At 71.5% G+C, this 17,273-nt stretch carries 16 protein-coding genes; 5 read left to right on the plus strand and 11 right to left on the minus strand.

The window, feature by feature from the left end; genetic code table 11:
• Window positions 1–306 precede the first annotated feature (306 nt).
• Window positions 307–1,548, plus strand: a complete 1,242-nt coding sequence (locus AB0M59_RS00240; RefSeq protein ID WP_364606014.1) for a GGDEF domain-containing protein — start codon at window positions 307–309, stop codon at window positions 1,546–1,548.
• Between the two features lie 302 nt (window positions 1,549–1,850).
• Window positions 1,851–2,846 (plus strand): RNA polymerase subunit sigma-70, encoded by a 996-nt coding sequence (locus AB0M59_RS00245; RefSeq protein ID WP_364606016.1) that lies wholly within the window; start codon window positions 1,851–1,853, stop codon window positions 2,844–2,846.
• 2 nt (window positions 2,847–2,848) lie between these two features.
• Here AB0M59_RS00245 and AB0M59_RS00250 read toward each other — a convergent pair whose 3' ends face one another.
• The 3 genes from AB0M59_RS00250 to AB0M59_RS00260 are packed head-to-tail and all read right to left on the minus strand — an operon-like array spanning window position 2,849 to window position 5,727.
• A complete protein-coding gene (locus AB0M59_RS00250; RefSeq protein ID WP_364606019.1) occupies window positions 2,849–3,418 on the minus strand; it encodes a dihydrofolate reductase family protein in 570 nt (189 codons plus the stop codon).
• A 54-nt stretch (window positions 3,419–3,472) separates the two neighbouring features.
• Window positions 3,473–5,146 carry an MFS transporter gene (locus AB0M59_RS00255; RefSeq protein WP_364606022.1) on the minus strand — a complete coding sequence of 558 codons (1,674 nt, stop codon included), beginning with the start codon at window positions 5,144–5,146 and terminating at the stop codon, window positions 3,473–3,475.
• Between the two features lie 50 nt (window positions 5,147–5,196).
• Window positions 5,197–5,727, minus strand: coding sequence for a MarR family winged helix-turn-helix transcriptional regulator (locus AB0M59_RS00260; protein WP_364606025.1), 531 nt, complete (start codon window positions 5,725–5,727; stop codon window positions 5,197–5,199).
• 140 nt (window positions 5,728–5,867) lie between these two features.
• Between AB0M59_RS00260 and AB0M59_RS00265 the strand changes: the two genes are divergently transcribed.
• On the plus strand, window positions 5,868–7,169 hold the full coding sequence (locus tag AB0M59_RS00265) for a DUF1800 domain-containing protein (RefSeq protein WP_364606028.1): 1,302 nt from the start codon (window positions 5,868–5,870) through the stop codon (window positions 7,167–7,169).
• Window positions 7,166–8,383 (plus strand): DUF1501 domain-containing protein, encoded by a 1,218-nt coding sequence (locus AB0M59_RS00270; RefSeq protein ID WP_364606031.1) that lies wholly within the window; start codon window positions 7,166–7,168, stop codon window positions 8,381–8,383. The genes AB0M59_RS00265 and AB0M59_RS00270 overlap by 4 nt, the downstream gene beginning before the upstream one ends.
• Here the strand turns inward: AB0M59_RS00270 and AB0M59_RS00275 are convergent.
• From AB0M59_RS00275 to AB0M59_RS00295, 5 genes are all read right to left on the minus strand, one after another.
• Complete coding sequence (locus AB0M59_RS00275; protein WP_364606034.1) at window positions 8,350–9,690, minus strand: HAMP domain-containing sensor histidine kinase; 1,341 nt, start codon at window positions 9,688–9,690, stop codon at window positions 8,350–8,352. The genes AB0M59_RS00270 and AB0M59_RS00275 overlap by 34 nt on opposite strands.
• Window positions 9,687–10,367 carry a response regulator transcription factor gene (locus tag AB0M59_RS00280; protein ID WP_364606037.1) on the minus strand — a complete coding sequence of 227 codons (681 nt, stop codon included), beginning with the start codon at window positions 10,365–10,367 and terminating at the stop codon, window positions 9,687–9,689. Before AB0M59_RS00280 ends, AB0M59_RS00275 begins: the two co-directional genes overlap by 4 nt.
• Window positions 10,368–10,496: 129 nt before the next feature.
• The gene (locus tag AB0M59_RS00285) at window positions 10,497–11,600 is read right to left on the minus strand and encodes a glycoside hydrolase family 3 N-terminal domain-containing protein (protein ID WP_364606040.1); all 1,104 of its coding nucleotides are present in this window, start codon (window positions 11,598–11,600) and stop codon (window positions 10,497–10,499) included.
• Between the two features lie 151 nt (window positions 11,601–11,751).
• Window positions 11,752–12,873, minus strand: a complete 1,122-nt coding sequence (locus AB0M59_RS00290; protein ID WP_364606042.1) for an epoxide hydrolase family protein — start codon at window positions 12,871–12,873, stop codon at window positions 11,752–11,754.
• Window positions 12,874–12,900: 27 nt separating this feature from the next.
• Window positions 12,901–13,845, minus strand: coding sequence for an alpha/beta hydrolase (locus tag AB0M59_RS00295; RefSeq protein WP_364606045.1), 945 nt, complete (start codon window positions 13,843–13,845; stop codon window positions 12,901–12,903).
• A 77-nt stretch (window positions 13,846–13,922) separates the two neighbouring features.
• On the opposite strand from AB0M59_RS00295, the gene AB0M59_RS00300 reads away from it, so the two are divergent.
• Window positions 13,923–14,534 carry a TetR/AcrR family transcriptional regulator gene (locus tag AB0M59_RS00300; protein ID WP_364606048.1) on the plus strand — a complete coding sequence of 204 codons (612 nt, stop codon included), beginning with the start codon at window positions 13,923–13,925 and terminating at the stop codon, window positions 14,532–14,534.
• 89 nt (window positions 14,535–14,623) lie between these two features.
• Here the strand turns inward: AB0M59_RS00300 and AB0M59_RS00305 are convergent, their stop codons facing one another.
• The 3 genes from AB0M59_RS00305 to AB0M59_RS00315 form a co-directional block, all read right to left on the minus strand.
• On the minus strand, window positions 14,624–15,811 hold the full coding sequence (locus AB0M59_RS00305; RefSeq protein WP_364606051.1) for a cytochrome P450: 1,188 nt from the start codon (window positions 15,809–15,811) through the stop codon (window positions 14,624–14,626).
• Window positions 15,812–15,972: 161 nt separating this feature from the next.
• Window positions 15,973–16,842: an aldo/keto reductase gene (locus AB0M59_RS00310; protein ID WP_364606054.1), complete on the minus strand. Its 870-nt coding sequence runs from the start codon at window positions 16,840–16,842 to the stop codon at window positions 15,973–15,975.
• Between the two features lie 20 nt (window positions 16,843–16,862).
• Window positions 16,863–17,273 (minus strand): cupin domain-containing protein, encoded by a 411-nt coding sequence (locus tag AB0M59_RS00315; RefSeq protein WP_364606057.1) that lies wholly within the window; start codon window positions 17,271–17,273, stop codon window positions 16,863–16,865.

The following is a 17,273-nucleotide window of genomic DNA, read 5'->3' on the forward strand; positions in this document are numbered from 1 at the left end:
ACACGCCGGCGAGCTTGGGGTCCGGCCCGAGGCAAGAAGCCGGGTGGCGAGCCGGACCCCGGTTCGCCACTGATCAGCGGTTCCACTCGGTGGGGCGGCCGGGACGGGGACGACGGGTCGGCTGAGTGCGGGTGATGATCACGGTCTACCTCCTGAGTACCGGGTGCTGAGCCCCGATGCGGTCACCCGGATGACTCACGACCGGGCGTGGTCATCCGATTACAGTGAATATTCTGATCCGGGGAGGGAGGCCGGCACGTCGTGGACCGGACATCGTCACGCGTTCGAGAGTCCCCGCTGCGTGCTTTGCGTTCGCTTCCCGGCGGCCTGCTGGCCTACGTCTGCACCGTCGTCGGGTTCACCGTGGCGGTCGTGGCCGCCGCCGCGGCGACCGCATCGGTCACCGGCAGGGGCTGGGCGTGGCTGGGGCTGCTGCTGGCCTGCGCGATCGCGCACCTGGAAGTCACGCAGGGCCTGGAGCGGATCCGGGAACTGCCCGAAGGCACGCCGTACACGCACCTGCAGTCCACCTGGTACATCGCCGGGCTGCTCCTGCTGCCCCTGCCGCTGCAGGTCATCCTCATCGTCGTCACCTTCGCCTACGAGTGGGTGCGCGTTTTCGCCCGCCGCGCCCCGGTGCACCGGAAGGTCTTCTCCGCTTCCACCGTTGTGCTCGGCGTCGCCGGGGCCACGCTCGTGCTCTCGGCGCTCTATCCAGGCGTCGCCGCGCCTTACGTGACTGTGCTTGACGGGCCGCGTGGCGTGGTCGCGATCGTGCTGGCCGGGCTGATCTACCGGCTGACCAACTACGGCCTGGTCGTCATCGCGATCATCATGGACAACCGTGACCAGCCCGCGCACCGCGCGCTCGGCCCGGCCAGCGACCAGCTGATCATCGCCGCGGCGATCGGCCTGGGCTACGTCTACGCCCTGGTCGCCCTCACCCGGCCCTGGATGCTGGTGTTCGTGCTGGTCCTGGTCGTCGGTCTGCACCTGGGGTTGCTGCTGCCGCAGTTCCAGCACGCCGCCCGCACCGACCGGCGCACCCAGCTCGCCGACGCCACCTGGTGGCACGAGGTGGCCGAACGGGAACTCGAGCGTGCCCGCCGCCTCGGCGACCACGTCGGGGTGCTGCTGCTGGACCTGGACCACTTCAAAGACATCAACGACCGGTTCGGGCACCTGACCGGAGATGCCGTGCTGCGTGCGGTGGCCGATGCCGTGCGTGGCTGCGTGCGTGGCCATGGCCCCGACCTGGCCGGCCGCTGGGGCGGCGAGGAATTCGTGCTTCTGCTGCCCGGCCTCGACCCCGCCGGACTGCGAGCGGCCGCCGAGCGGATCCGGGCCGCGATCGCCGCGATCACCATCCCGGCGATCGACCGACGTACCGAGGAGGACGCAGTGATCACGCTGACGGCCTCCGTCGGCGCCGCGATGTTCCCCGACCACGGCCACGACCTGACCACGGTGCTGCTGGCCGTCGACGACGCGGTCTACCGCGCGAAGGACCGCGGGCGCGACCAGACCGTCACGGCGCCGATTCGATAGGCGCGGTTCAACCGAAATCAGTCTCTGACGGGTCCAACGGCTGCGCCGGTGGTGGAAGCCGCGTCCAGAGCCTGATCGGCTGCGAACGCAGCGGGTCAGGACACCTGGTGGAGACTGGCGGAGAGCCCAAGGAGGCCTTGTGGCTTGGTTGTCGTCCGAGCGGGCCGGCGGTCGGGTGTGGAGGGCGGGTGGCAGCGACCTCGCCTGGGAGAGCGGCGGCGGCGCGGCTTCACCGATCAGAAATCCTCCGCCACGTCGTCAGTTCTGGTGAACCCCTCGTACCGGTGGAAGGATCGATGACCATGACCGACGCCAGACCGCTGGGCGCCGACGAGGCCACGTTCATCGCGGCGGTCCGCTCAGGCGATACGGCGCGGTTCGCGCTCATCACGGAGCGGCACCGGCGTGAGCTGCAGGTGCACTGCTACCGGATGCTCGCGAACTACGCGGACGCCCAGGACATGACGCAGGAGACGTTCCTGCGAGCGTGGAACAAGCGGGAGTCGTTCAAGGGCCACGCCGCGCTGCGGACCTGGCTGTACCGGATCGCGACGAACGCCTGCCTCGACTTCCTGGAGAAGCGCAATGACCGCACACCCCTACCGGCTGAGGGCTCCGAGCTGCTGTACCTGCAGCCGTACCCCGACCGGATGCTCCCCGAGGACCCGCAGGAATCGGTGGTGGCGCGGGAGACGATCGAGCTGGCGTTCATCGTCGCCGTCCAGCACCTGCCGCCGCGGCAGCGGGCGGTGCTCATCCTGCGCGACGTCCTCGGCTGGCCGGCGTCGAAGGCCGCCGACGCCCTCGAGCTGACCGTCGCATCGGTGACCAGCGCACTGCAGCGGGCGCGCGTGACGATGCGCGAACAGCTGCCCGGCCGCCGCCTCGACTGGCGGAGCCCCGCCGGCCACGAGCTGTCGGATGACGAGCGCGGCGTGGTGAAGTCGTACATCGACGCCCATGAGCGCAACGACCTCGAAGGGCTGATGTCCCTGCTGCGCGACGACCTGCGCTTCGCGATGCTGCCCGATTCCGGCACCTTGACCATGACGGCCGAGGACGCGGTGGACGGCTGGGTCTCCGGTGGGCTCTTCCAGCCCGGCCACGACGACTGGCGCGGTATCACCACGACGGTCAACCGCATGCCGGCCGCCGCGCTGTACCTGCGCACCCCCGACGACCCGGAGTACCGGCTGTTCGCCGTCGCGGTCCTGCACGTCGTCGACGGGAAGATCGCCGAGCTCACCGGATTCGACGTCACCGGCAAACCATGGCTGGACCTGCCCCTGACACTGTGATCTCATCGCCTCGTCTCGTATCGGGTCAGCATCACGCCGCCGGGAAACGTCCGCGTCTCCACGAGGTTCAGGTTCACCCGGCTGTCCATCGCCGTGAAGAACGGCGTGCCGCCGCCCAGCAGGACCGGGTGGGTGACCACGGCGTACTCGTCGACCAGCCCGGCCCGCATGGCAGCCCCGGCGAGCGTTGCGCCGCCGATGGTCATCGGGCCGCCGTCCCCGGCCTTGAGCCGGGTGACCTCGGCGACCGCGTCGCCGGTGACCAGGCGGGTGTTCCAATCGACCTTGTCGATCGTCGAGGAGAACACCACCTTCGGCGTGTCCCGCCAGTTCCGCGCGAACTCGATCTGCGCCGGAGTGGCGTCGGGCTGCTGGTCGCCGGTCGGCCAGTAAGAGCTCATCGCCTCCCACAGCTTGCGCCCGTACAGCGAGAGCTCGCTCGCCAGCTCGTGGTCGAGCCAGAACCGGAACAGCTCGTCGCTCGGCGGCCCGCTCCAGCCGATGTCGTCGCCGGTCGCGGCGATGTAGCCGTCCAGGGTCGTGTTCATGCCGAAGATCAGTTTCCGTGTCATGCCGGCCTCCCGTGCGTCGATCTCACACGTACAGACGGGCGCGGCGCGAAATCCTCATCGGTGCGCGGGTTCGATGAACACGTCCTGGGTTTGCCGCTTTCCCAGCATCGTCAACGCGATGAGCGCGGCCACCGCGGCGGCGATGCCGCACACCAGGTAGCCGACGGAGTAGGCGTGGGAGAGCGCGTGGAACGCGACGTCCTTGAGGGGGTTGAACGGGATCGGCGTGCCGTCGGGCCCGGGTACCTGCGCCGGGACGCCGTTCTGCCCGAGCGGGCCGGACTTCACCGCGTGGACGGCCGCTTCCACCTCCGGGCGTTGTGCGGCGGGGACGTGCTGCGGCGAGGCGTAGAACGTGTCCAGCGCGGACTTGAGGGAGGGGGACGAGGCGATTTCGGCGTTGATCGCGTTGGCGGCGTTCGTCAGCGCGATCGCGCCCACGATGGCGGGCCCGAGCGTCAGGCCGCCGTCGCGCAACATGCTTGTCGCCCCGCTGGCCATGCCGGCTTTGGACGTCGGGACGCTGTTCACGGCGACCACGGTGATCGAGGTGACGGCCAGCTTGAACCCGGCGCCGACGACCAGCAGCGGAACCGCGACCGCCCCGATGGACAGGTTCGTGGCGGGAATGGCGGCGAGCACGAAGTCGCCGATACCGATCAGCGCCATCCCGGTGCCGAGCACGACGCCGGGGCTGAAGCGCTCGACGACCCGGGTGCTGACCGGGAACAGCAGTACGCCCATCACGTTGAGGCAGAAGAAGCCGATGGACGTCATGAGTGGGGTGTACTCCTGGATGGCCGACAGCCGGATGCTCGTCGCATATGCGGTGCCCAGGTAGGCGAACATGCCGACGACGGTCACCACCGCGGAGACCGTGAACATCCTGTTGCTGAACAGTTCCAGGCGGATCAGTGGCCGGTCCACCCGGCGCTCGATGACCACGAACAGCGCCATGAACACGACGGCCACGACGAACCCGCCGACCACCGGAAGACTGCCCCAGCCGTCCTCGGCTCCCTGGATCACCGCGTACAGCAGTGCGAACAGGGACACCGCGATGGTGATCTGGCCCGGCCAGTCCAGGGACCGGCCCAGCGGTGCGGCGGAGTTCTGCGCACCCACCAGGGTGATCGCACAGCTGACCACGGCCAGGACCGCCATGGCGAGGAAGGCGTAGCGCCAGCTCGCGTATTCACCGCCCGAGTGGTGGATGCGGGCCAGCAGGCCGGCCAGCACCGGTGAGACGAACCCGGCGCCGGTGAGGGCGGCGGCCCAGATCGAGATGGACTGCGCGCGTTGCCGGACGCTCTGCGTACCCGCCGCGAGCATCGCTATCGACGTCGGGAACAGCGCCGCGGCTCCGACGCCGGAAATCACCTGACTGGTGATGAGCACGCCGGTGCCACCGCTGGGCGTGAAGAAGCCGAGCAGCCCGCCCACGGCCATCAGCGCCGCGCCGATGGCCAGCAGCCGCTTGCGCCCGAACAGGTCACCGACCACGCCGAAGGACAGCTCGAGCAGCGTCACCGGAACCAGGAAGGCGTCGGAGATCCAGGTCAGGGTCGTCGACGAGGTGTGCAGGTCCTGGTTGATGAAGCCGTTGATGACGGCCGGGATGGACAGGCCGATCTGGGCGACGGCGACGGCTGCCGCCGCCGCTACCAAGGTGCCGCGTCGGAGCTCCGCGGGCGCCGATGACCCCGATGGGGCGACGGTCTCACTCACGGTTGTGAAGCCAACCACACCGAAAACCAGATGTACAGGTTTCCTGACTATTACGTGGGCGCCGGCTTCCGGCGAGGCGTGTCGCTCGCCGAACGAGGTGGCGGATCGGTTTCGACCCGGTCCTCGCGCAAGGCGCGTCGGCACAGCTCCAGCGAGTGGTGCAGGTCGCTCGCCTGCCCGGCGGAAAGCAGCGAGACCATGCGGTCCTGCAACGCGGCCACCTGGGGCCGCAGCCGGTCGAGCAGCCGGTGGCCGGCGGGTGTCAAGGCGATGACGAGGCGACGGCGGTCGGCGGGGTCGCGATGGCGCTCGATCAGCCCGAGGTTCAGCAGCGTCGTCACCATGTCGGCCATGCTCTGGTCGGTGACGAAGGAGTGCCGGGCCAGGCGCGCGGCGGTCAGGTCGGGGTGGCGTTCGAGGACGGTCAGAGCCGTGTACTGCAGCGTCGTTAGGTCCGCCGGACGGACGAGGGCGTCGAGTTCGGCGCGCACGGACAGCTCGACCTGCTTCATCAGGTACAGCAGAGTCGACGGCGGCTCGTTCGAACCGGCCTCGCCCGGCTGGGTGTCACCAGTCGTCATGGCCAACCAAGACCTCCCTGGATGACCATCGTAGGCGTCAGCCTGGGCGCGGCAGGTGCGCCATCGCGGTGGCTGTGGATCGGCTTAAGAAACGCTGCCGGTGGTCGCGGCCGCACCGGCCCGCCTCGCACGATGGGCGCATGGTGGTGCTTTCCGAACGAGCGGCCGTGCGGCGGCTGCACGACCGCCTCGGCTTCGGGCCGCGGCCGGGCGACCTCGACCGCGGGTTCGCCGAGACCCGCGACCGGCTGCTGGGCGGCGGACCCGACGCCGGCGCGGCCGCGACACCCGTGCCCGAGCTCGCGCCGCCCCCGGACAAACCGGGGAAGAACGCCGACGACGCCGAGAAGAAGCAGGCCAAGCAGCAGGTGCAGGCCCAAGCCACGCAAGCCGTGGGCTGGTGGCTCGACCGGATGGCCGCCGCCGACATCGCGTCCGTCGAACGGCTCACCTGGTTCTGGCACGGCCACTTCGCCACCAGTGAACAGAAGGTCCGCAGCCCGCGGCTGATGCTCGCGCAGAACCAGGCCCAACGCGAGCACGCCCTGGGCAGCTTCACCGACCTGGCTCGCGCGATGGTCGTCGACCCGGCGCTGCTGCTGTGGCTCGACGGCAACAGCAACAAGGCGGGCAAGCCGAACGAGAACCTCGCCCGCGAATTCATGGAACTGTTCACCTTGGGCGTCGGGCACTACGCCGAGGACGATGTCCGCGAAGCCGCGCGGGCGCTCACCGGCTGGACCGCCAAGCGCGACGCCGACGGCGCGCAGCTGGTCCCCAAGCGACACGACAGCGGCGTGAAACGCATCCTCGGCGCCAGCGGCGACTTCTCCGCCCAGTCCTTCGTGGACCTCGTGCTCGCGCGGCCGGAGTCGGCCCCGTTCGTCACCGGGCGCGTCTGGTCCCGGTTGGTGTCCTCGGCACCGGCGCCGGCGGACACCCTGAACCGGCTGGTCGCCGCCTACGGAAGCGGCCGCGACATCCGAGCGCTGCTGCGGGCGATCACCGACGAGCCCGCGTTCCACGACAGCGCGACGTCGCTGGTCAAGCAACCGGTCGAGTGGCTCGCCGGGTTGCTGCGCGCCGTCGGCGTCCGGCCCGGGAAGCTCGACGAGAAGACTCGCGGGCAGCTGCTGACCGGGCTGCGCGGGATGGGGCAGGTGCCGTTCCAGCCGCCCAGCGTCGGGGGCTGGGCGGCGGGCGGGGCCTGGCTGACGACCTCGGCCGGCGTGGCCCGCCTGCACCTGGCGCAGCAGGTCGTCGCGCACGCCGACCTGGCCGCGGTGGCGAAGGCGCGGGACAAGGTCGCCGCGATCGGTGACCTCCTCGGCGTCGACGCCTGGTCGGAGCGGACCCGTGCCGCGCTGGCGAACGTCGGCGGCGACGTGCGTCAACTGTCCACAGTGGCCGCTTGTGCCCCCGAATACGCAGTGAGCGGGTGACGATCGTGCAGCAGGTGAACCGACGCCGGTTCCTCACCGCGACCGGCGTGACCGCCGCGGCGGCGCTGGCCGCCGGGGCGACCCAGGTCGATTGGGGACGGCTGATGTCGGCCGCCCAGGACAACCCGCTCGACCCGGACGCCGGCGTCCTCGTCGTCGTCACGCTCTACGGCGGCAACGACGGGCTCAACACGGTCGTCCCGGCGAGCGACTCCGCGTACCGGAACGCCCGGTCCGAACTCGCGTACAAACCCGAAGAGGTGCTCGACCTCGGCGAGAGCCTCGGGCTCAACCCCGGGCTCAAGGGGTTCAAGAGCCTCTGGGACGGCGGGCAGCTGGCCGTGCTGCGCGGGGTCGGCTACCCGAAGCCCGACCACAGCCACTTCCGGTCGATGGCGATCTGGCAGACCGCGTCACCGGAGACCTCGGTCCCGACCGGGTGGCTCGGCCGCTGGCTGGACGTCACCGGCGACGACCCGCTGCGCGCGGTGTCGGTCGACCCGGTGCTGCCGCCGCTGCTGGCCGGCGAACGCACCGCCGCCGCGTCGCTGCCGGTCGGTGGGCTGAAGCTCCCGGAAGGCGCGCTGGGCAAGGCGTTCGAGGGCCTCGGCACCGCACAGGCCGGCGAAGGCTTCTGGCAGGCCCGTGCGGCGCGGTCGGTCAACGACCTGCACCGCGCTGTTCAAACGCTCGGGGCGTCCACAAAGGACAAGGGGAAGACCCAGCCCCGCAAGGGAGAGCTGTCCGCGCAGCTCGACGTTGTCGCGGGGCTGATCGAAGCGGGCGTGCCGACCCGGGTGTATTCGGTGTCGCTGGGCGGGTTCGACACGCACGCCGACGAGCGCGGCACCCAGCAGCGCCTGCTGACCGAGCTGGACGGCGCGCTGACCCCGTTCGCCCAGCGCCTGGCGAAGTCCGACCGCGGCAAGCAGGCCACGGTGCTGGTCTACTCGGAGTTCGGGCGGCGGGTGACGGCCAACGCCAGTCAAGGCACTGACCACGGCACGGCCGGCCCCGTGTTCGTCCTCGGCGGCGGCGTCAAAGGCGGCTTCCACGGTGCGGAACCGAGCCTGACCGACCTCGACGACGGCGACCTGAAGCTGACGACGGACTTCCGGGACGTGTACGCGACGCTCGTCGAGCAGGTGCTGGGCACGGACGCGGGCAAGGTGCTGCCGAATCACTCCGGGCGCATGGACGGGCTGTTCGCCTGAGCCGCCGGCGCCAGACCGGTCAGCCGGAACCGCGCGCCGCCGCCCGGCGCGGCCTCGCACCAGAGGTCGCCGCCGTGGGCGCGGGCGAAGCCGCGGGCGATCGGCAGGCCCAGGCCGGAGCCGGCCTGCTGACCGCGTGCGGTGTCGAGGCGGACCAGCCGGTCGAAGATCCGCTCGCGGTCCGGGCCCGGCATACCCGGTCCGGTATCGGTCACCGTGAACCCGTCGGCGGTGATCTCCACGGTGAGCGTCCCGGTGCCCTTCATCGCGTGCACGGCGTTGCCGGTGAGGTTGGCCAGGATCTGGGTCAGCCGGGTCCGGTCGCCGAGAACCCGGGCGCCGGGCCCGGTGACCTCGACGGTGACGCCGGGCGCGGTCAGCCGCACCTGTTCGGCTTGCGCGTGCGCCAGCTCCCGCAGCGCGACCGGGGTCCGCTCCAGCTCCGTGCCCGCGTCGAGCCGGGCCAGGTCCAGGAGGTCGGCGACGAGCCGCCCGGCCCGCTGTGACTCGCGGATCACCAGCAGCTGCAGGTGTTCGCGGTGCTCCGCCGGCGCGTCCGGCGGCTGCTGCACCAGCGCCTCGGCCGCCGCCTGGACGCCGGCCAGCGGCGTCCGCAGCTCGTGGGCCGCGTCCGCGACGAACCGCCGGGTCCGCTCCTCGGAGGCCCGGGCCGCGCGCTCGGCGCCTTCGAGGGCGTCCAACGCCGAGTCGAACGCGGCCGCCGCGCGGCCCAGCTCGGTGCCGGTCCGCTCCGGCGCGAGCCGGCCACCCCGGCCGCCGGAGACGATCGAGCGGGCCAGCCGGGTCATCGCGTCCAGCGGCGCCAACGCGAACCGGACCGCCAGCAGCAACGCGGCCGCGGCGACGAGCAGCGCGGCGACGCCGGTGGCCAGCAGCACCCACCGCAGGCTTTGCTCGGCGGCGGCCACGAGCGACTCGTCCGCGGTGAGCGTCAGTTTCGCGCCGTTGATCCGGGCCGGCCCGGACAGCGTCGCCCGGACCAGCCGGAGCCGGGCGTCCGCCGGCAGGTCCGCCGCACCGAGGAACGTGCCGTCCGGCAGCCTCAGCGAGCCCTGCACGCCGCGGGTCTCCACACGGCGGAGCAGGTTTTGCGGTGCGACGTTCTGCTTCGCCAGCTGCTGGGCCAGCTGCACGCGGGCGGTGAGCACGGCGTTGACGTCGCGCTCGGCTTGCGCGCGGAACACCGTGTCGACCACGAGCCCGACCGCGACGAGCACCACCGCGAGCACCACCAGCACGGTGACGGTGACCCGGCGGCGCAGCGACGTCGTCCGCAGGCCGGTCACGGGTCCCCGCGCAGGACATAGCCTTGGCCCCGCACGGTGTGCAGGACGCGCGGGCCGTGCGCTTCGAGCTTGCGGCGCAGCGTGCTCACGTTGACCTCGACCAGGTTCGGCGCGTAGTCGCCGTAGCCCCACACCGCGGTGAGGACCTGGGTCTTGGACACCACCCGGTCGCGGTGCTGGGCCAGGTAGGTCAGCAGCTTCCACTCGGTGGAGGTCAGCTCGACGTCGGCGGCGCCGTAGCGGACGCGGCCGCCCTCGACGTCGACCACCAGCTCGCCGATCTCGATGGTCGGGCGGCTGCGGCCGGTCCGGCGCAGCACGGCGGTGACCCGCGCGACCAGCTCGGCGAGCACGAACGGCTTCACGACGTAGTCGTCGGCGCCGTCGCCGAGTCCGCGCAGCCGGTCTTCGACGCCGTCGCGGGCGGTCAGCATCACCACACCGGCGGCCGAGTGCCGCCGGATCACCCGCAGCAGCTCGAACCCGTCGCGGCCGGGCAGCATGACGTCGAGGACGACGAGATCGGGGCGAGCGTGGGCCAGCTCGGTTTCGAGCCCGGCGCCGTCGGGCTGCGCGCGCACCGAAAACCCGGCCGAGGTCAGCGCGGAACCGACCGACACGCGGATCGCTTCGGCGTCCTCGATCACGAGGATGCGTGGGGCGGTCGGCTCGTGCACACGATCAGCGTAGGAGGTCCCGCCGTGAGCCACGCGCTCAGCGGCCGGGCGATCGGGTCGGCGGCGGTCACTGTCCGCCGGCCGAGGACGGGTGTGGCGCGCCGGCGTCTTCGTCGCCGCCGCCGGGTGTCAGTGCAGCTGGCTCCGCAGGTCGGAGACCCGGTCGACCGCGGCGGTGAAGTCCGCTGCGGGCAGGGTGCCGTCGTCCAGTGCGGTGGCCAGGGCGTCGGCGGCGCTGTCGCCCTGGGCGACGTCGCGGGCCGAGGCCAGGATGAGGTCCATTCCCGCGCCGGCCGCCAGTACCGCGCGGTTGCCGGTGGTCCCGTAGCCGGCCAGGGCGCGGGCTTCCAGGGCGTCGGTGATGGTGGTGCCGCCAAAACCGTTGCGCTGCCGCAGTTCCTGCCGGATGACGGTGGGGGAGAGCCCGGCCGGGTGCCCGGGGTCGAGTGCCGGGTAGACCGCCCAGGACAGCATCACGAGGTTCACCGCCGCCCGGATGGCCGGCGAGTACGGTGCTTCGTCCGTCGCGCGCAGTTCGGTCAGGGGCACGTTGAGCGTCACCGGCGCCGTGTCGGTGTTCGCGCCCGCGGGGGCCGAGCCCAGGCCGGGGAAGTGCTTGGCGGTCGCCGCGACGCCGGTGGATTGTTGCGCGGTGATGGCCGCGGCGCCGAGGCGGCCGGCGACGGCCGGGTCGTTGCTGTAGGAGCGGCCGTACTGGTCGATGAAGTCGCCGGGCCGGCGGTAGACGTCGAGCACCGGCGCCAGGTTGACGTTCATCCCGGCGGCGCCGAGGGTGTAGCCCGCGCCGCGGCCGGCGGCGGTCGCGGCGGCCACCGGATCGGCCGCCTGCCCGACCTGCTTCTCCGACAGGGCGGGCTCACCCGGCAGCCGGCGCACCTGGCCGCCTTCCTGGTCGGTCATCAGCAGCAGCGGCTGGGGTACCGGGCTCTGCGCCGACGCGGCGCGCAGCTGTCGCACGACCCCGGCGATCTGCTGGCTGCTCTGGATGTTCTCGCCGAAGAAGATGACGCCGGCCGCTTCGCCGGCGCGGATGCGCTGCAGGAGTGCGGCCGGTGGGGTGAGGCCGGGGTAGGAGTAGATCACCCGCTGGCCGGCGAGCTGCCGGGGCGTCAGGCCGGAGTCGGCTGCCCCCGGGGCGGCGGCCGCGGCACCCGCCAGCGCGGCCACGGCGACCAGGGCCGGCAAAAGCTTTCTGCGCGTCACACGGGTCATGGGGTCAGGCTCCCTCCAGGTGACCTTCACGGTAACTCTTTCGAGTGACCGGCGGAAACTTTCCGACGATCTCGGCCCAGCTGCCGCCGCCGTCCCGAAGGGCGACAGAACCACCCTCCGGGCGCGGGCTTCCCGGCAACGGGACGGACAGTCAGCGGAAGAGGCGGAAGAACCCGCGCACCTGCTCGACCAGCGACTCCGGCTGTTCCAGCGCGGCGAAGTGGCCACCTCGCGGCAGTTCCTCGAACCAGCGCAAATCGGTGAACCGCAACTCGGCCTCCCGCCGCGACGGGCGGGTGATGTCGCGCGGGTAGACCGACAGCCCGGACGGCGCGGTGACCTTGTCCCGGAAGTGGGCGAAGCTCTCCCAGTACAGGCGCGCCGACGACGTGGCCGACGCGGTGAACCAGTAGACGGAGATCTCGTCGAGGATCTTCTGCCGCGACACCGCGTCCTCGGCGTGACCGTCGTGGTCCGTCCAGGCCCAGAACTTTTCGGCGATCCAGGCGGCCTGGCCCGCCGGGGAGTCGGTGAGGCCGTAGCCGAGCGTCTGCGGCCGGGTCGCCTGGAGCGCCGAGTAGCCCCGGCCGGTGCGCTGGAACTCCTTCTCCGCCTCGAGGTTCGCCAGCTCCGACGGTGTCGGGTCGTCGAACGTGCCCGCCGCCACGGACCCCAGGTTCAGGTGCACGGCGGCGACCCGCTCGGGCGCCACCTCGCCCAGCGCGCCGGACACCGCCGAACCCCAGTCGCCGCCCTGCGCGCCGTACCGTTGGTAACCCAGCGAAACCATCAACGTGTCCCAGGCGCGAGCGATGCGAGTGACGCCCCACCCGGTCGTCGACGGCTTGTCGCTCCAGCCGTATCCGGGCAACGACGGCGCGACCACGTGGAACGCGTCCGCCGGGTCCCCGCCGTGTGCGCGCGGGTCGGTCAGCGGGCCGAGGACGTCCAGGAACTCGAGCACCGAGCCCGGCCACCCGTGCGTGAGCACCAGCGGGAACGCGTCCGGCTCCGGCGAGCGGACGTGCAGGAAGTGGATGCCCAGCCCGTCGACGGTGTCGCGGTACTGCGGGAAGACGTTCAGCCGCTCGGCGAACCCGAAGTCGTAGTCCTCGGCCCAGCTGCGGCACAGCTCCTGCGCATACGCCAGCGGCAACCCCTGCGACCAGTCGTCGACCGGCTCGGGCTCGGGCCACCGGGTCCGTCGCAGCCGGTCACGCAGATCCGCGATCTCGGCTTCGGTGACGCTGACCTCGAACGGCTCGGCGGCCACGGCGGGGCTCCCTTCCTCGGCAAGGGGCTATCGGATCACAGGCGAACCGAGGAAGCCGACCAGCGCCTCGTTCACGATCTCCGGCGCCTCGAGCTGCGGCCAGTGGCCCACGCCCTCGATCGGCAGGAAACCCTTGAGGTTCGGCACGACGCTGGTGATGTCCCCCTCCTTGAACGCTCGCATCCGGACCATGCCGTCGTCGGTGCCGAACCCGAAGAAGGCGGGCTGCCGGATCTTCGCCCCGGCGAAGGCTTTCGCCTCGTCGAAGTAGGGCTGCATGGCGCGGTAGGTGTTGAGCGGGCCGTGGAAGCCGTCGCGTTCGAAGCCTGCGATCGCCGCCTCGACGTCCTCCCGGTTCGCGAAGGGCGGGATGCCGATCGGCGACGGCCGGTTGAGGCTCTTGTCCGGGTCCATCGGATCCCACGCCTCGGAAGCATCGGGCAGCCCTGACGTCCAGTAGAGCATGCCGGGCAGCGTCGTGGCGGCGTCCGCCCACTCCTGGTCGGCCTCCGGCCGCATCTGCCGGAACATGTAGAAGTCGTCCTCCTTGCCGGCGGACTTCAGCCGCTCGAGCATGCTGGGGCCGCCCGGTAGCACCGGCGGGACGCTGAGGCAGAAGACCGCGTCGAAGAGATCCGGCCGCATCATCGCCGCGCTCCAGCTCACCGTCGCGCCGAAGTCGTGGCCGACGAGGGTGGCGTGCTCGATCCCGAGTTCCGCGAGGACGCCGACGAGGTCTCCGACGCAGTAGAAGACCGTGTAGAGCGCGGGGTCTTCGGGCTTGGAGGTTCCGCCGTAGCCGCGCATGTCCAGCGCTATCGCGCGGTAACCCGCGGCCGCGACCGCCGCCATCTGCCCGCGCCACCCCCGCCAGCCGTCGGGGAAGCCGTGCACGAACAGCACGGCCGGGCCTTCGCCTTCCTCGACCACGTTCAGCGTGATGCCGTTGGACTCGATCTGCGTCTGCTTCATGGAGCTGCTCCGATCTGTAATCGTGACTACAGAAGTACGGTAGCAGAGATCTGTAATCGGTGTTCTAGAATGGGTGCATGGCAGCTTTGGGGCGACCGCGCGGCTTCGATCGGGCCGTCGCGCTCGACGGCGCGCTGCAGGCGTTCTGGGAGCAGGGGTTCGAGTCGACCTCGATCGCCGATCTGACCCGCCGCCTGGGCATCGCACCGCCGAGCCTGTACGCGGCGTTCGGCGACAAGCGCGCGTTGTTCCTCGAGGTGCTGGACCTCTACTACGACCGCTTCGTCCAGTTCCTCGACGAGACGCTCGCGGTGCCGGGGGCCAGGCGGGACGCGATCGCGGCGATGCTGCTGGGCATCGCGCGGTTCTACTCGACGCCAGGACTGCCGAGGGGCTGCATGGTGAACACCGCGGCGGCGCCGACCGGGGAGCCGATACTGCTCGCCCGGCTCGCCGAGTTGCGGTCGTCCGTGCAGGAGCGGCTGCGCCGCGAGACGCGCGCGGCGGCCGACGCCGGTGAACTGCCGCGAGACATGGAGCCGGATGCGCTGGCCGCGGTGATCTGGACCGCCGTGCTGGGCATGTCGATGCGATCCCGCGACGGCGCTGACCGGGACGAGCTCGAGTCGACCGCGCGCTTGACCATGACGATCTGGCCGCCCGTCCGGCGATCCGGCGACCAGTCCTGACGCCGAGGTCCTCGACGAGAACGGCGATCCGATCGGGGGCTGTCATCCGGCTGCCCACCACGCCCCGCGCACGTAGCCGTGCACGGACTTCACCAGGTGACGGGCAGGCCCGTGACCCCACGCATCAGTCCGCCGCGGCGCCACTCGAGGTCCTCCGCGGAGATCGCGAGGCGCAGGTCCGGCAGGTGGCGAACCAGCGTCGACAGCAGGACGCGCAGTTCCAGCCTCGCCAGCGGCGCGCCGACGCAGTGGTGCACGCCGAAGCCGAACGCGACGTGGTGGTTGACCTTGCGGCCGAAGTCCAGGTCCCCGGCCGAGGCGAACACCGATTCGTCGCGGTTCGCCGAGTCCAGCTGGACCAGCACCGCGTCCCCGGCCCGGATCGCCTGGCCGCCGATCTCGAGGTCCTCCTTGGCGATCCGCGCGAGATCCGCGACGGTCGCCAGCGGCACGAACCGCAGCAGCTCCTCGACCGCCGAGGGGATCAGCTCGGGCCGTGCGACGAGCGTCGTCCACCGTTCGCGGTCGGACAGCAGCTCGACCAGGAAGCTGCCGGTGAGGTTCGCCGTGGTCTCGTGGCCGCCGGCCAGCAGTGCCACGCCGAGCATGAGCAGTTCGTTGTCCGTCAGGCGGTCGCCCTCGTCACGTGCGGCGACGAGCGCGGTGAGCAGATCGTCAGTGGGCTCTTCCCGGCGCTGCGCGATCAGCGTGGTCAGCGCGCCCGCCAGCCTTCCGCGTGCTGCCATGACGTCCGCGGGTGTCACGGTTCCGCCCGAGGCGACCAGCGTTTCGGTGCACTCGCGCACCATCCGGCGCTCGCCCGGCGGCACGCCGAGCAGCTCGCTGATCACCTGCACGGGCAGTTCCCACGCCACCGCCGAGGCGAAGTCGGCGGGCGGGCTGATGCCGTCGAGGAGCGTGTCGACGATCTCCTGGATCCGGGGCTGGAGCAGCTCCACCCGGCGGCCGGTGAAGACCTTGGCCACCAGCGCCCGGATCCGGTTGTGCTCCGGTGGGTCCATGGCCAGCAGGTTGCCCGCCGGTTCGAAGCCCGGACGCCCGCGCGGCACGTCCGCCCCGGCCGCGGCGGCGCGGGAGAACCGCGGGTCCGACAGGACGAACCGCGTCTGCTCGTACCGCGTCACCAGCCAGGCGTCGCCGCCGAAGGGCATCGTGACGCGTACCGGCGCTTCGGACTTCCGCAGCTCGGCGAACCGCGGGTGGGGTTGCAGTGCCACGACGTCCCCGAAGGGGTAGCGAGGTGGTCGGACCTCCATCGCCTCATCGTGGGGCACGCGTGCGCCGTGGCGTACCGCCCAATGGTGGTCAGGCGAGGATGTCCGTGGTGACCGAGCTGAGGTGAGCGCGGAGCGCTGCCACGACGTGTCGCAGGTCTTCCGGCTCGCCGGGGCGACCGGGCCGTCGGCTACCCGGCTCGTCAATGGCCGACGAGGGCCATGTGGTGCTCGTTGTACCGGTCGCCCCGCACGCCGATCCGCGCCGTGATGTGGTTCAGGTCCGTCAGCTCGTCCGCAGAGAGCGGTACCTGGGTGGCGGCGGCGTTTTCCTCGACCCGTTCGAGCCGGCGGGTGCCGGGGATGGGCACGATCCACGGGTGCTGGGCGAGCAGCCAGGCGAGGGCGACCTGGCCGGGGGTGACGTCCTTCGCACGGGCCAGGCGGGTCACGTGTTCGACCAGGGCCTGGTTGGCGTTGCGGTTGTCCTCGGTGAAGCGGGGGATGCCGGCGCGGACGTCGTCCGGGTCGAACCGGGTGGTGGCGGTGACGGCGCCGGTGAGGAAGCCCTTGCCGAGGGGGCTGAACGGCACGAAGCCGATGCCGAGCTCGCCGCAGGTGGGCAGTACCTCCGGTTCGGGGTCGCGGGTCCACAGCGAGTATTCGCTTTGCACGGCGGTCACGGGGTGGACGGCGTGCGCGCGGCGGATGGTGGCCGCGGCGGCCTCGGAAAGCCCGAAGTACCGCACCTTGCCGGCCTGGACGAGTTCGCCGACGGCGCCGGCGACGTCCTCGATCGGGACGTCCGGGTCGACGCGGTGCTGGTAGAACAGGTCGATCGTGTCGGTCCGCAGGCGGCGCAGCGAGGCGTCGGCGACCCGTTTGATCTGTCCGGGACGGCTGTCGAGCCCCACCGACCGGCCGTCCTCGATCCGCCAGCCGAACTTCGTGGCGATCACGACTTCGTCGCGCAGCGGGGAGAGCGCTTCGCCGACGAGCTCTTCGTTGACGTAGGGGCCGTAGACCTCGGCGGTGTCGAAGAACGTGACACCTCGTTCGACCGCGCCGCGCAAGTTCGTGTGTACACGGTGGATCAGCTCCGCTGGTGGGCGTCGTGGTACTGCTGGTCGGTGACGGGTTCGAGCCAGGTGGTGCCGTCCCCGCCTTCTTCGGGGCCTTCGAGCATGGCGATGTGGCTCATGCAGGTGGTGTCGGTGCCGCCGTGCCAGTGTTCTTCGCCGGGCGGGGTCCAGACGGTCTCGCCGGCCCGCATGCGGATGACCTGGCCGTCGCGGTTGACGACGAGGCCGATGCCGTCGGTGACGTGGAGGGTTTGCCCGACCGCGTGGGAGTGCCAGTTGGTGCGGGCGCCGGGGGTGAACCGGACCAGGGAGGCGACCAGGCGCGACGGCGGCTCGGGAGTTTTGATCATGGTGAGGTAGACGTCGCCGGTGAAGCGCTCGGCCGGGGTCTTGACGGTGTCGTTGACGGGGATGTGCTGCAT

Source organism: Amycolatopsis sp. NPDC051371 (assembly GCF_040682155.1).
In the GTDB taxonomy this organism is placed as follows: domain Bacteria; phylum Actinomycetota; class Actinomycetes; order Mycobacteriales; family Pseudonocardiaceae; genus Amycolatopsis.

Excerpts from the sequence above, each read along its gene's own strand:
- AB0M59_RS00300 (WP_364606048.1), top strand. The coding sequence starts at position 13,923 with ATGGCAGCTTTGGGGCGACCGCGCGGCTTCGATCGGGCCGTCGCGCTC.
- AB0M59_RS00305 (WP_364606051.1), bottom strand. The coding sequence starts at position 15,811 with ATGGAGGTCCGACCACCTCGCTACCCCTTCGGGGACGTCGTGGCACTG.
- AB0M59_RS00315 (WP_364606057.1), bottom strand. The coding sequence starts at position 17,273 with ATGCAGCACATCCCCGTCAACGACACCGTCAAGACCCCGGCCGAGCGC.
- AB0M59_RS00260 (WP_364606025.1), bottom strand. The coding sequence starts at position 5,727 with ATGACGACTGGTGACACCCAGCCGGGCGAGGCCGGTTCGAACGAGCCG.
- AB0M59_RS00295 (WP_364606045.1), bottom strand. The coding sequence starts at position 13,845 with ATGAAGCAGACGCAGATCGAGTCCAACGGCATCACGCTGAACGTGGTC.
- AB0M59_RS00265 (WP_364606028.1), top strand. The coding sequence starts at position 5,868 with ATGGTGGTGCTTTCCGAACGAGCGGCCGTGCGGCGGCTGCACGACCGC.
- AB0M59_RS00250 (WP_364606019.1), bottom strand. The coding sequence starts at position 3,418 with ATGACACGGAAACTGATCTTCGGCATGAACACGACCCTGGACGGCTAC.
- AB0M59_RS00285 (WP_364606040.1), bottom strand. The coding sequence starts at position 11,600 with ATGACCCGTGTGACGCGCAGAAAGCTTTTGCCGGCCCTGGTCGCCGTG.
- AB0M59_RS00245 (WP_364606016.1), top strand. The coding sequence starts at position 1,851 with ATGACCGACGCCAGACCGCTGGGCGCCGACGAGGCCACGTTCATCGCG.